Origin of the sequence: Streptomyces sp. RK62 (assembly GCF_018070255.1) — a bacterium.
GTDB classification, from domain to species: domain Bacteria; phylum Actinomycetota; class Actinomycetes; order Streptomycetales; family Streptomycetaceae; genus Streptomyces; species Streptomyces nigra.
In genome coordinates this window covers 131,434-144,450 of the sequence record NZ_JAGPYD010000012.1, presented here as the reverse complement: position 1 = coordinate 144,450, position 13,017 = coordinate 131,434, and the positions used below count along the sequence as shown (strand labels likewise).

Here is a 13,017-nt window from a genome sequence, read left to right as displayed (position 1 = left end):
CGGCCCGCGTACCCCGGCGCGGGTGTCCTATGAGCGCGCATCCGTCCCGCCCGTCCCGGGTGGGACGGTTATGTCCGCGCGGCCCGGGAACGCGGTCCGCCGGAACACCCGAGGCAAGGCTGGTGCAGCGATGACCGAGTACGAGCGTTCCCGCACGATGCCCGCGCAGCCCGAGCACGTCTTCGACCAGGCCGCCGCTCTGGACCGGCTGGACAGCTGGCTGCCGGACGCCGTGCACGTGGAGGCGGACGACCCGCCCGCCGTGACCGTGCACGAGGACCGCACCGACGAGGACACCGCCGCGCTGCTGCGGGCCCGGCCGGAGCAGATGCGGCTGGAGTGGGGCACGCGTGACGACGGCGCCTACGCGGGCTGGCTCCAGGTGGCCGGGATCGACAGCGGCGCCAGCGAGGTGACGCTCCATCTGTCCTTCTTCGACGAGCGCCACGACCCCGGCGAGGCCCGGGTGGGCGAGGCCCTCGACGGCAGCCTGGCCCGCCTGGAGGAGCAGGTGCGGCTACGGGTCGACAACGCGGCGGGCTGATCCGGGACCGGCCACGGCCGGTCAGCCGCCGTCCACCGCCGGGAACTCGACGCCCGGCCCGCCGTACGCGGGGCGGTCCCCCGCGTACGGCCGGTGGGCCGCCGCCGGCGGGGCGCAGCCGGCGGACGCCGTCCCGCACACCGGGGTCGCGGCGCCGAGCGGGACGCCGTTGCCGCGCAGCACCGAGCGGACGTCCAGGATGAGCGGGAAGACCTCGTGGTTGCGGTCCCCGCCCTGCTCGTCCCAGGCCCGCTGCTCGGCCTCCACGGCCATCCGGTCCTCGGCGAACACCCGCTCGGTGAAGCGCCGGATGAGCGGCCAGGCCAGCCGCAGCGCGCCCGGCACCTTCTGCTTCTCGATCATGAGTAGTCCGTAGGCGTGGCAGACGCGCTGTTCGGCGTCCTCGGGGACGTACACCGCCCACAGCCGGAACGCCGGATGGTCCGCGCCCTCGGGCACGAGGTCGAGCGTCTGGTACGGGTACTCGGTGCGGATCGTCATCACGTCCGCGGAGTCCCTGCCGCCCAGCCCCTCGGCGGCGAGCAGGCCGGCGCCGCGATTGCGCTTGCCCCCGGCGTGCGTGAACAGGTACCGCGCCTCGACCGAGCGCGGGGTGGTGGTGTACCCGAGCAGTTCGGGGTGCAGGGTGCCGACGACGCCCCGGTGCAGGAACTGGTGGTTCATGTCGAGGAGGTTCTCGTGCATGAACGAGTAGTGGCAGCGCACCGTCCGGGAGAAGGTCATGGTGCTGTAGCGCGGTGAACCGTACGCGGGCAGGTCGGGCGGGTCGGTGACGGCGGCCTTCTCCGGGTCGCCGGGGAAGACGAACACCAGCCCGTACGCCTCGCGGACGGGATAGCCGCGCACACCGCGCGGCGGTCTGCGGTCACCCTTGGAGAGGTAGGGGATCTGCGAGATACGGCCGTCGCCGCGGTAGGCCCAGGCGTGGTAGCAGCAGCGCAGGGTCTCGCCCTCCACGACGCCCATGCTCAACGGCACCTGCCGGTGCGCGCAGCGGTCCTCCAGGGCGTGCACGATGCCGCTACGGGTCCGGAACAGCGCGATGCGCTCCCCGGCGAAGACCGCGGCGACGGTCCGGCCGCGGCGGACCGCGCGGGACCGGGCGACCGGGTACCAGAAGTCGGGGTGCGCCCCCACCCGCCTGAGGTCGAAGGCGGCGTCCGGTTCCGGGTGTCCCGGGCTCCGGCTCTCCTGGCTCCCGGCGGAGTCCGTCTGGTTCATACCTCTCCCTCGCGTCGGGACGACCGGCCGGGGCCCGCCCGAGACGCGTCGCGGGGGCCCGGCACCCGCTCATCCTCACGGCCGGAGGGGGCCGTGTCCCGCCCAGCACGTCCACCGGGGTGAGGGGCCGTCACCCGCCCCTGAGTTGCGGCGGGGCTCCACCAGGCATTCCATAGCCATGCGGAGCAGTCGCCGGGGACCTCCGGCCCCCGGCAAGCGTGCAGGGCCGACACTGTCGGGCGCGCTGGCGGAGAGGTCCGGATATGAACTGTTACGAATGCAACCAGTTGGACCGCGCCACCGACGCGGTCGCGGTGTGCCACGTGTGCGGGGCCGCGGTGTGCCCCGAGCACGTGCACTCGGAACCGGTGCAGATGCGGGGGCCCGCGCAGCCGGGCAAGGTGATCCACAGCCGGCCGGCCCGGCGCATGACGTGCCCGGTGTGCCGTACGGCCGAGAAGGCGACCTGACCCGGACGGCTGCGCGCCGTCTCAGCCGGCGTCCGGCTCCCCCGTGCCGCGCAGGTCCCGTTCGATGCGTTCCCAGACCGGCCGGGACGGGGGCTCGGGGAGGTCCGGGGTCTCGATCGCGCGGGCGAGTCTCACGACCCGTCGCAGCCGGGACAGTTGCTCCCGGCAGGCGGGGCAGTCCGCGAGGTGCCGGGCGGTGTCGCCGTCCTCGCCGGGGTCGTCGTCGCGCAGCGCCCACTCCACCAGGGTGGCGGGCGTGAGGTGCCCGGGGGCGGCCGTCATGGGTCGTCCTCTCGCGAGGAGCCCCCTCCGGTGTGGGGCTCGTCGCTGTTTCGGGTGCCGGGCGCGCGGTGGATGCGGTGCCGGGCGAGCCGCTTCAGGGCGGCCGGTGCCGGGCGAGCCGCTTCAGGCGGCCAGGTTGTCGGCGCGGCCCTGTTCGAGCGCACCACGGAGGCGGTACAGGCCGCGGCGGGTGTGACTCTTGACGGTGCCCAGGGGCAGGCCGGTGCGCTCGGCGATCTGGGCCTGCGTCAGGTCGTCGTAGAAGGCCATGCAGAGCACCTGCCGCTGGCGGGCGGGGAGCCGGGACAGGGCGTCCACCAGCAGCACCCGGTCCAGGACGTCGTCGGGGCCGGTGCCCTCTCCGGACGCCGGGCCGGTGGCGTCACCGACGGCGTCGGCCAGGGCCAGGCGCCGGGTCCGCGCGGAGAGCGCGTCGGCGATCTTGCGGCGGGTGATGCCGACGAGCCAGGCGCCCAGCGGGCCGCGCTCGGGCCGGAAGCCGTGCCGTCCCCGCCAGGCGCCGAGGAACACCTGCTGGGTGACGTCCTCGGCCTCGTGCGGGTCGCCGAGGGAACGGGCGGCCAGGGTGTGCACCAGCGAGCCCCAGCGCCGGTAGATCCCCGCCAGGGCGTGCTGGTCGCCGGCGAGCAGGCCCCGGGCCAGCTCCTCCTCGTAGAGGGTCTCCTCGGCCGGCGCGGAGCCGGCGGGGCGGGTCGGGATGGTGGCGGTTCGCGTTCGCGTGCTCATGGCCCGGTTCCTCCTGCCGCTCGCCGGGTGCCGGAAGGCCGTCGGTCGAGCCGTGACGGTCGCCGTGGTCTCCGGCGCGGTCCTCAGTCTGTTGAGCATGAAACGACGCAGACAACACGCATCGTTTGTGCGTCGTACACTGTCGGGGTGGACACCGACATGCGGGACGACGGGGACGCCGGGCGCGGCGGCGGGCTGACGACGGGCGAGGTCGCCCGGCGGCTCGGGGTGGCGCCGACCACCGTCCGCACCTGGGACCGGCGCTACGGCCTGGGCCCGGACGCGCACACCGGCGGCCGGCACCGCCGCTGGACGCCCGCGGACGTCGCGCGGCTGGAGCGCATGTGCGCGCTGACCGCCAACGGCCTTCCCCCGGCCGAGGCGGCGCGCCTGGCCCGCGAGGGGGCACCGGACGACACCGCCACCGCCCGGCCGACCGCCGGACCCCCGCCCCGGCGGGCCGCGCCCGGACGCAGCCGGGCCGGCAGCGGTCTGCGCCTCGGGGATGTGCGGCAGGAGTGCAAGGGGGTCGCCCGCGCGGCGCTGCGCCTGGACGCGCCCGCGCTGGACGCCCTGCTCGCCGCCGCGATCGAGGAGCACGGGCTGGTCACCGCCTGGACCGAGGTGATCATGCCGACGCTGCAGGCGGTCGGCCGGAAGTGGGAGAGTTCGGACGACCGCTATGTCGAGGTCGAGCACTTCCTGTCCTGGCATGTCTCCGGCGCGCTGCGGCGCGCCGCGCCCCCGGTGGCCGTCGACCGTCCGGGCGCCGTCGCCGTCCTCGCGTGCGTGCCCGGGGAGAGCCACACCCTGCCGCTGGAGGTGCTGGCCGCCGCCCTGTCCGAACGCGGCGTCCCCGTGCGGATGTTCGGCGGGGCGCTGCCGGCCGGTTCCCTGGTGGCGGCCGTACGGCGGACCGGTCCCTCGGTGGTGGGGCTGTGGGCCCAGTCCCGGTCCACGGCGAGCAGGCCGCTGGCCCAGCACGTCGCCGGGATGGAGTGGGGCGTCCGGGGAGCCCGGCGGCGGCCGGTCGTACTGCCCCTGGGGCCGGGCTGGGCGGGATCGCCGATGCCCGGTATGCCGCGCGCGACGAACCTGGCGGAGGCCGTCGCCGCCGTGGAGGCCCGTATGCCGGTCTGACCGCCGCCGTCTCGACCGCCGCGCACCGGGTACGCGCTCCGCGCAGGGCGATTCGGGTGGGCCGTACCGGGGTTGCGGGCGGGCCGCCCGCCGGTGGGCCGCCCGGCGCGGTAACCGTGGTCGGATCGCGAGGAGGCGAGGAGGGCTATGCGGGCTTGGCCGAGCGATTCCGGGGTGCCGGCCGGTCCCGGTGCATCCGGAGGTGGGCGGCGCGCGGAAGACGGGACGTATCGAGACGGCCCCCGACCCACAGATCCGGAGCGAGGCACGTGAGCGGCGACGGCACTGGCCCCCGGCGGTGGGTCGCGTGAGCAGCCCCGGACCGGACACCGACGTGCTCGTGCTGGGCGGTGGCGCGGCCGGGCTCTCCCTCGCGCAGCAGTTGACCGCGACCACCGACGTCCGGGTGCTCGTGGTCGAGCCGCCCGACGGCCCGGTCCGCCCGCCGGTCCGGACCTGGTGCTTCTGGGACGACGGCGACGGCGGCCTGGACGACGTCGTCGGCGCGTCCTGGCCACGGCTGCGGGTGCACGGCGGCGACGGCACCGCGCACACCGTCGACCCGGCCCCGCTGCGCTACCGGATGCTGCGTTCGACGCGGTTCGAGGAGTACGTGCACGCCCGGCTGGCGGAGCGGCCCGGCTGCGGTGTCCTGCGCGCCACGGCCGGCGCCGTACGCGACACACCCGGCGGGGCGGAGGTCGACTGCACGACTCCCGACGGCGGTCCACTCACCGTGCGGGCCCGGCTCGTCTTCGACTCGCGACCGCTCGGCGCCCTGCCGCCCGCCCGCACCCGGCTGCTCCAGCACTTCCGGGGCTGGTTCGTGCGGACGGCACGGCCCCGGTTCGACCCCGGCGTCGCCGACCTGATGGACTTCCGCGTCCCGCAGCCCGGGCACGGGCTCGCCTTCGGGTACGTCCTGCCGCTCGCGCCGGACCACGCCCTCGTCGAGTACACGGAGTTCTCCCGGACGCCCCTGACCACACCGGCGTACGAGAAGGCCCTCGACCGGTACTGCCACGACGTCCTCGGCCTGGGCCCGTTCACGGTGGAGGCGGCCGAGCAGGGTGTCGTGCCGATGACCGACGCGCGCTTCCCGGTTCGGGTCGGGCCTGCGGTGTACCGCATCGGCACGGCCGGCGGCGCGACCCGCCCCTCCACCGGCTACACCTTCGCCGCCGCGCAGCGCCAGAGCCGGGCCGTCGCCGCCTCCCTGGCCGCCGGACGCCCGCACGTTCCGCCGCCGCACGGACGGCGGGCGCTCGCCATGGACGCTGTCATGCTGCGCGCCCTGGACACCGGGCGCCTCGACGGACCCGCGTTCTTCACCTGCCTGTTCGCCCACACCCCCGCCGAGCGGCTGCTGCGGTTCCTCGACGGCGCCACCTCGCTGCGGGAGGAGTGGGCCATCGGACTGCGCGGCCCCGTGGGTCCGATGCTGCGCACCGCGCTCGAACTGCCCTTCCTGCCCCGCCGTTCCCACCCCGCACCACGATCCGGAGACCGCCTCCCATGACACTGCTGCGCGACCACGACCTGGCCCGCGCCTTCGACCACGCGTCGGGCACCTACGACCGCCTCACCGCCCTCAACCCCGGCTACCGCAGAGAACTCCTGCGCTCCGCACGCCGGTTGCGGCTGCCCCAGGACGGCGAGGGGCTGCGCGTCCTCGATCTCGGCTGCGGCACCGGCGCCTCCACCCGCGCCCTGCTGCGGGCCGCGCCCCGCGCCCGGATCACCGCCGTCGACGCCTCGGCCGGCATGCTGCGCCGGGCGCTGGACAAGCCCTGGCCGGAGCGGGTGCGGTTCCTGCACCGCACGGCCGAGGAGACGCTCACGGATGACGAGGGCCCGTACGACGCGGTGTTCGCGGCCTATCTGTTCCGCAACGTCACCGAGCCCGACCAGGTGCTCGACACCGTACGGGCCCGTCTGCTGCGGCCGGGCGGGCGGCTGGCCGTCCACGAGTACAGCCTCAGTGGGTCGGCGGGCCACCGGGCGCTGTGGCGGGCGGTGTGCGGCGGGGTGATCGTCCCGATGGGCACCCTCACCGGCGACCGCGCCCTGTACCGGCACCTGGGCCACAGCGTGCTGCGCTTCGACACGGCCCCGGCGTTCAGGGACCGGCTGACCCGCGCCGGCTTCACGGACGTACGGGCGCTGCCCGTCGCCGGCTGGCAGACCGGCATCGTGCACACCTTCCTGGCCCGCAACGGCTCCCCCGCGCATCCGGAGCCGGCCCGATGACCGCCCAGACCCGGCCCGCCGCCCGGCGCGGCCGCGACCGCAAGGCCGAGGTGCTGATGCCGGCGCCCGGCCGGGACCGGTTCGAACCCGGGGAGGAGCCGTCCGTCGCCGTGATCGGCGGCGGGATCGCGGGGCTCGCCGCGGCCACCCTGCTGGCCGAGCGGGGCGCCCGGGTGACCCTCTACGAGCGGGAGCACTCCCTGGGCGGCCGGCTCGCGGGCCGGCGCACCCGCCTGGCCGACGGCTCCGACGTCACGATGAGCCGCGGCTTCCACGCCTTCTTCCGCCAGTACTACAACCTGCGCGGTCTGCTGCGGCGCACCGATCCCGGGCTCGACCGGCTCACCCCGCTCGCCGACTACCCGCTGCGGCACAGCGGGGGCCTGACGGACAGCTTCGCGAAGGTGCCGCGCACCCCGCCGTTCAGCGCCCTCGGCTTCGTCGTGCTGAGCCCCACCTTCGGCTGGCGCGACCTGGCCGCGATGAACGCGCGCGCGGCGCTGCCGCTGCTCGACGTGCGGGTGCCCGAGGTGTACGAGCGTTTCGACCACGTCAGCGCGACCCGCTTCCTCGACGGGGTGCGCTTCCCGGAGACCGCGCACCATCTGGCGTTCGAGGTGTTCTCGCGGAGCTTCTTCGCCGACCCCGCGGAGCTGTCGGCGGCCGAGTTGCTGCTGATGTTCCACGTCTACTTCCTCGGCTCGTCGGAGGGGCTGCTCTTCGACGTGCCGGACGAGCCGTTCCCGCAGGCGCTGTGGGAGCCGCTGGGCGACTATCTCCAGCGGCTGGGCGCGGACGTGCGCACGGGCACCCCCGTGGACACCGTCGAGCCCCGGGAGGGTGGTGGCGCGGAGGTGCGGACCGGTTCCGGCGCCACCGCGTACGAGGCGGTCGTGCTCGCCCTCGACCCGGGCGCGCTGCGGCAGTTGGTCGCCGCGTCACCCGGGCTGGGGACCGAGGCGTGGCGCGCCGACATCGACGCGATGCGGACCGCTCCGCCGTTCCTGGTGTCCCGGCTCTGGCTCGACCGGCCGGTCGGCCCCGAGCGGCCCGCCTTCCTCGGCACCAGCGGGTACGACGGACTGGACAACATCAGCGTCCTGGACCGCTACGAGGGCGAGGCCCGGCGCTGGGCCGTGCGAACCGGCGGCTCGGTCGTGGAACTGCACGCGTACGCGGTCACCGACGGACGGCCCGAGGACGTACAACGCGGGCTCCTGGAACGGCTGCACGAGATCTACCCCGAGACCCGGGACGCGAAAGTGATCGACGCGCGGCACGAGTGGCGCGCCGACTGCCCGCTCTTTCCGGTGGGTTCGTACGACCGCCGGCCCCGGGTGCGGACCCCGCACCCCTGGCTGACGCTGGCCGGGGACGCCGTCCGGTGCGATCTGCCGGTGGCCCTGATGGAACGGGCGGCCACGACGGGCTTCCTCGCGGCCAACGCGCTGCTGGCGGCGCGGGGAGTGCGCGGCCAGGTCCTGTGGACGGTGCCGCGCGCGGGCCGGTCCCCGGTCCTGCGGGCCCTGGGCGCCCTGGCGACGGCACGCTGAAGGCGGCCGGGCGGGGACGCACCCCGCCCGGCCGCCTTCGTAGCCCGCTCAGCCCGGGAAGCGCCCGGTGCTCCGCAGCGCCCAGCGGCGTTCCGCGTAGGCCAGGTCGTCGCGCCACAGGCGGCCCGCCGTGCGGCGCATCAGGGGGCGCAGGGCGGGGGCGGCCGCCCGGGCGAGGGCGAAGCCGCGGCGGTCGGAGGCGGCGACGATCGCCTCGACCACGGCGGTACGCGGCCTGCTCGCGCCCTCGGCGGTCAGCGGGGTGGCATGGGTCTCCACGACGGACGTCGCCCCCTCGCCCTCCGTGATGCGCATGAGGACCGTACGCGGATCGGGCGCGGTGAACTCGGCGCGCACCGGCACCACCCAGGAGCCCAGCGCCCGGAAGGAGACGTCGACGACGAACGCGTCGTCCCCGTCGCCGTCCGGTGAGCCGACCACCTTCAGGTCGACGAACGAGTACGGGTGGAACCACGAACCGTGCCAGGGATCCAGGCGGTTGGCGACGACGTCCTGCGGTTCGCAGGTCCCCACCGCCGTGAACACGGCGTCCAGCGCACCCGCTTCGGGGCGGCGCGGCACCACCGGGTGCTCCAGCGGCTCCTCGCCGCCGACCTCGTCCAGCCGTACCCAGACGAGGACCCCGTCGTCGTGCACGGGATAGGGCTCCCAGCCGGCGAACGGGGCGCCGTCCAGGGCGAGTCCGTGCCAGTGGCACACCAGCGTGCCGCACACCACACGGCTGTCACGCAGCGGCGCCCCCAGATGCGGGCAGATCCCGGACCCGGCGTGCGGCGTGCCGTCCTCCCCGCGCCACAGCACGACCTCGACGCCTCCGACGGTCCTGCCGTAAGGGCGTTCGCCGGCCCGGATGTCGCGGGAGGCGCCGACGACGAACCAGTTGCCGGAGGGGCGGGCCGAGGCCCGCTTGAGCGCGTCGGCGATGAGCGCGGGGCGGGCCTGCCGCCAGGAGGGCTGCTGCCGCGCCCAGTCCGGCGGGCGCCGGAAGCGCAGCGGTGGGGTCCAGCGGGCGTCGTCCGGTCGGCGGGTCACCTTGCCTGCCCCTTCGTCTGCGGCGCCGGCCGCCCGGCCGTGGGGGCCGGGTGCGCGGCGTGGGTGGTGGTGTGCCGGCGGGCCGCGAGGATGCGGACCGCGCCGGCCGCTGCGGTGGCCGCGCGGCGGCCGACGGAGACGACCGCGCGGCGGTGCAGGACGTCGTGGTCCTGCTCGGCGATGGCGTCGAGGATGCCGCCGTACAGGGTGAACGCGGTGCGGATGCAGGGCCGTACGCGGGGTTCGAGCATGGCGATGCCCGGTTCGGCGACCCGGTAGACCTCGCGGGTCAGGGCCTCGGCGGCGGCGAACGCGGCGCGGATGCGCGGGTCGCGGCGGCCGGTGCGGCGGCTCCACTCCAGCAGGGGACGGTCCACCCCGTGGGCGGCGAGCAGGTCGGCCGGCAGATAGACGCGGCCCCGGTCCAGGTCCTCGCCCACGTCGCGAAGGAAGTTGGTGAGCTGGAAGGCGACTCCGAGGTCGGCGGCGTGCGGGGCGGCCTCCTCGCGGGGGACGACGGTGCCGAGCACCGGCAGCATCTGCAGGCCGATGACGGCGGCCGAGCCGTGCATGTAGGCGCGCAGGTCGGCGTAGGTCGGGTAGTCCGTGACGGTCAGGTCCGCCCGCATCGAGGCCATGAAGTCGGCGAACAGCGCGGTGTCGATGGAGTAGCGGGCGGCGGTGTCGGCGACGGCGCGGACGACGGGTTCGTCACCGCCGCCGGTGCGCAGTCCGTGCGCGAGGTCGCTCTCCAGGCGGCGCAGCAGGACGTCCCGTTCGGCGGGGGTTCTGTCGCGGTCGAGGGCGTCGACGATGTCGTCGGCCCAGCGCGCGAAGCCGTACAGGGCGTGGACGGCGCAGCGGCGTTCCAGCGGCAGCAGGCGGGTGGCGAGGAAGTAGGTGCGGCCGTGGCGGGCGTTGAGGGTGCGGCACCGCAGGTAGGCGTCGCGCAGCGCGGGGTCGGTGATGCGGGCGGCGTCGAGTTCACGACGGGACATCGGTACCTCGTACGGTCGGGGCGGACGCGGCGCGCCCGGTCGGCGGGAGGGCATGGGCGCGGGAGAGGCGGCGGGGCGCGGTGACGCCGGTGACACGGGCGGCGGCGAGCTTGCCGCTGACGAGCACCGTGGGCACGCCCACCCCGGGGGTGGTTCCGCAGCCGGCCAGGACGGCGTTGTCGACGCCGCGGACCAGGTTGCGCGGCCGGAAGGGGCCGGTCTGCGCGAAGGTGTGGGAGACCGAGAAGGGGCTGCCCGCGGCGTGGCCCTGGGCGGTCCAGTCCAGCGGGGTCACCAGCATCTCCTCCTGGACGCTCGCGCCGAAGCCGGTGAGGCCGCGCCGTTCGAGTTCGGCTACGAGGCTGTCCCGGTAGCGGGGGCCGAGGTCGCGCCATTCGGGGGCGGACGGTCCGACGTCGGCGTTGGGGCAGGGTGCGAGGACGTAGTGCAGATGCCGTCCGGGCGGGGCGAGTTCGGGGTCGTGGGTGGTGGGGCGGGTGATGAGCAGGGAGGGGTCGCTCATCAGGGCGCCGGTTCGGGTGAGTTCGTCGAAGGTGGACTCCCACGCCGCCCCGAAGGACAGTGTGTGGTGGGCGAGTCCGGGCCAGGTGCGGTCGGTCCCGGCGTGCAGGATCACCGCCGACGGGGAGTGCCGCAACGGGACCGGGCGGCGCGGGGCGCGGCCCAGGAGCCGGTAGGCGGTGGGCAGTTCGCAGGTGAGCACCACCGCGTCGCAGGCGATCCGCTCCCCCGACGCCAGACGGACGGCGCGGACCCGGCCGGCGGACTGCTCCAGCGAGGCCACGTCGGACGACCAGCGCAGGTCGGCGCCGGCCTCGGCGGCCGCGTCGGCCATCCCGCGGGGCAGGGCGTGCATACCGCCGCGCGGGAACCACACCCCGGCGACGGTGTCCATGTAGGCGATGACGGCGTAGGCCGCGAGGGCGCGGGCGGGGGCGACCCCGGCGTACAGGGCCTGGAAGGAGAAGATCCGCCGCAGCCGTTCGTCGCCGAGGAAGCGGCCGATCCGCCGGTCGAGCCGGCCGAAGCCGCCGAGGGCGGCCAGCCGGGCCAGGTCGGGGCTGACGAGCTGCAGCGGGGAGTCGAAGTTGGCGTCGATGAAGCGGCCCATCTGCGCCCGGTACAGGCGTTCCAGCCAGTCCCTCAGGTCCCGGTAGCCGGCCGCCTCGGCCGGTCCGGCGAACCGCCGCACCTCCTCCTCCATCGCGGCACCGTCGGTGTGCACGTCCAGCGCGCTGCCGTCGGCGAACCGCGCCCGGTACGCGGGGTGCAGCGGCATCAGCTCGACATGCCGGGCGAGGCTGTCGCCGACCGCCGCGAACGCCTCGTCCGCCAGGTGCGGCATGGTCAGGACGGTGGGCCCGGTGTCGACCCCGTACGGGCCGAGCTGGACGCGTCCGGCCCGGCCGCCGGGGCCGGCGTCGCGTTCGACCAGGGTGACCCGGCGTCCGGCGCCCAGCAGATGGAGGGCGCAGGCGAGGCCGGAGAGGCCGGCGCCCACGACGACGACGTGTTCCGTCGGTCCCGGTACGGTCCTCACGCGATGTCCTCCGTCCGCTGCGGGACGCCGCCGGAGACGCGCGCGACCAGCGCCGCGAATTCCTCGCGTACGGCGGTGTCGGCGCCGGTGTCCTCGAAGTGCCGCAGGCTCGCGGCGGCCAGTTCGGCGATCTTCGTCTCGGTGAGCGCGCGGGCGCCGGTCCACTCCAGGGCCTTGCGCATCCGCTCGACGGCGCCGTCCGGACGGTCGGTGGACGCGGGGGCGAGCGCCGCCACGGCCTCCTCATCACCGGAGGCCGCCGCGAGCCGGACGGCGACGGCGAGCAGATAGGTCAGCTTGCGGGTGCGCAGGTCGTCGTCGGCCGGCTTCCCCGTCAGCGCGGGGTCGCCGAAGGCGCCGAGGAGGTCGTCGCGGAGCTGGAAGGCCAGCCCGGCGTGCCGTCCGGCGCGGCGCAGCGCGTCCACGGTGGCGGGTCGGGCCCCGGCGAGCGCGGCGCCCAGCGCGAGGGGCCGCTCCACCGTGTAGAGGGCGCTCTTCAGGGTGGCGACGGTCAGCGCCTCCTCGACGCCGGACGCGCCGGTGGCCTGGGCGTGCAGGTCGCGGTACTGGCCGGCGACCATCTCGCCGCGCATGGCCCGCCACTCCTCGTACAGCCGGGGGCCGTGCGGGAGGCGCAGCGCGACCTCGGTGAGCAGGTCGTCGGCCCAGGCGAGCGCCAGGTCACCGGCGAGGACGGCGGCGGAGGCCCCGAACGACTCCCCGGAGCCGGTCATCCGGGCGGCGGAGTGCAGGCGGGTCAGCTCCACATGCAGGGTGGGGCCGCCCCGGCGCAGCGGTGAGCCGTCCATCAGGTCGTCGTGTATGAGCGCGCAGGCCTGGAGGAGTTCCAGGGCGGCCCCGGTGCGCAGGACCGCGGAGGCGTCGCCCGTGCCGCCCGCGGCCCGCCAGCCGCACCAGACGAACGCCGTGCGCAGCCGTTTGCCGCCCCTGCGGATCAGTCCCGCGACGCGCCCGGCGACGTCCTCGGCGAAGACCGGGTCGACCTGCCGGGCCTGGCGCAGTCGGGTCTCCAGGACGTCGTCCAGCACGGCGTCGACGCGCCGGGCCGCCTCGAGGGCCGTCGCCGGCGCGTGGGCCGTATCGGCTGCCGTCGGCCTCAGTTCCAGCATGCACGGCCCCTTCTCACTCTCCGTCACCTGCACACCTGCACTTCCGC

Annotated in this window: 13 protein-coding genes; 6 read left to right on the top strand and 7 right to left on the bottom strand. The window is 75.8% G+C overall.

The features are described from left to right. Positions 1–130 precede the first annotated feature (130 nt). A complete protein-coding gene (locus KBY32_RS23770; RefSeq protein ID WP_115505352.1) occupies positions 131–544 on the top strand; it encodes an SRPBCC family protein in 414 nt (137 codons plus the stop codon). A gap of 21 nt (positions 545–565) precedes the next feature. Here KBY32_RS23770 and KBY32_RS23765 read toward each other — a convergent pair whose 3' ends face one another. Continuing rightward, on the bottom strand, positions 566–1,786 hold the full coding sequence (locus KBY32_RS23765; protein WP_210981537.1) for an aromatic ring-hydroxylating dioxygenase subunit alpha: 1,221 nt from the start codon (positions 1,784–1,786) through the stop codon (positions 566–568). Positions 1,787–2,049: 263 nt separating this feature from the next. Here KBY32_RS23765 and KBY32_RS23760 point away from each other — a divergent pair, with 263 nt between their 5' ends. Next, the gene (locus tag KBY32_RS23760) at positions 2,050–2,256 is read left to right on the top strand and encodes a DUF2180 family protein (RefSeq protein WP_115505354.1); all 207 of its coding nucleotides are present in this window, start codon (positions 2,050–2,052) and stop codon (positions 2,254–2,256) included. A 21-nt stretch (positions 2,257–2,277) separates the two neighbouring features. On the opposite strand, the gene KBY32_RS23755 is transcribed toward KBY32_RS23760, so the two are convergent. Further along, positions 2,278–2,538 carry a hypothetical protein gene (locus KBY32_RS23755; RefSeq protein WP_210981536.1) on the bottom strand — a complete coding sequence of 87 codons (261 nt, stop codon included), beginning with the start codon at positions 2,536–2,538 and terminating at the stop codon, positions 2,278–2,280. A gap of 123 nt (positions 2,539–2,661) precedes the next feature. Then, positions 2,662–3,285 (bottom strand): sigma-70 family RNA polymerase sigma factor, encoded by a 624-nt coding sequence (locus tag KBY32_RS23750; RefSeq protein ID WP_210981535.1) that lies wholly within the window; start codon positions 3,283–3,285, stop codon positions 2,662–2,664. Positions 3,286–3,444: 159 nt separating this feature from the next. Here KBY32_RS23750 and KBY32_RS23745 point away from each other — a divergent pair, with 159 nt between their 5' ends. The 4 genes from KBY32_RS23745 (at position 3,445) to KBY32_RS23730 (ending at position 8,228) form a co-directional block, all read left to right on the top strand. Beyond that, positions 3,445–4,425 (top strand): MerR family transcriptional regulator, encoded by a 981-nt coding sequence (locus tag KBY32_RS23745; RefSeq protein WP_210981664.1) that lies wholly within the window; start codon positions 3,445–3,447, stop codon positions 4,423–4,425. Between the two features lie 307 nt (positions 4,426–4,732). Then, on the top strand, positions 4,733–5,944 hold the full coding sequence (locus KBY32_RS23740) for a lycopene cyclase family protein (RefSeq protein ID WP_308293782.1): 1,212 nt from the start codon (positions 4,733–4,735) through the stop codon (positions 5,942–5,944). After that, the gene (locus KBY32_RS23735) at positions 5,941–6,675 is read left to right on the top strand and encodes a class I SAM-dependent methyltransferase (protein WP_210981534.1); all 735 of its coding nucleotides are present in this window, start codon (positions 5,941–5,943) and stop codon (positions 6,673–6,675) included. Before KBY32_RS23740 ends, KBY32_RS23735 begins: the two co-directional genes overlap by 4 nt. Continuing rightward, positions 6,672–8,228, top strand: a complete 1,557-nt coding sequence (locus KBY32_RS23730; protein WP_210981533.1) for an FAD-dependent oxidoreductase — start codon at positions 6,672–6,674, stop codon at positions 8,226–8,228. The genes KBY32_RS23735 and KBY32_RS23730 overlap by 4 nt, the downstream gene beginning before the upstream one ends. Positions 8,229–8,276: 48 nt before the next feature. Here the strand turns inward: KBY32_RS23730 and KBY32_RS23725 are convergent, their stop codons facing one another. Genes KBY32_RS23725 through KBY32_RS23710 form a run of 4 tightly spaced genes read right to left on the bottom strand, consistent with a single transcriptional unit; the run spans position 8,277 to position 12,970 of the window. Further along, complete coding sequence (locus KBY32_RS23725) at positions 8,277–9,281, bottom strand: DUF5914 domain-containing protein (RefSeq protein ID WP_210981532.1); 1,005 nt, start codon at positions 9,279–9,281, stop codon at positions 8,277–8,279. After that, positions 9,278–10,279: a phytoene/squalene synthase family protein gene (locus KBY32_RS23720; protein ID WP_210981531.1), complete on the bottom strand. Its 1,002-nt coding sequence runs from the start codon at positions 10,277–10,279 to the stop codon at positions 9,278–9,280. The genes KBY32_RS23725 and KBY32_RS23720 overlap by 4 nt, the downstream gene beginning before the upstream one ends. Next, on the bottom strand, positions 10,266–11,840 hold the full coding sequence (crtI, locus tag KBY32_RS23715; RefSeq protein WP_210981530.1) for a phytoene desaturase family protein: 1,575 nt from the start codon (positions 11,838–11,840) through the stop codon (positions 10,266–10,268). Before crtI ends, KBY32_RS23720 begins: the two co-directional genes overlap by 14 nt. Then, positions 11,837–12,970: a polyprenyl synthetase family protein gene (locus KBY32_RS23710; RefSeq protein WP_210981529.1), complete on the bottom strand. Its 1,134-nt coding sequence runs from the start codon at positions 12,968–12,970 to the stop codon at positions 11,837–11,839. The genes crtI and KBY32_RS23710 overlap by 4 nt, the downstream gene beginning before the upstream one ends. Positions 12,971–13,017: the final 47 nt, after the last annotated feature.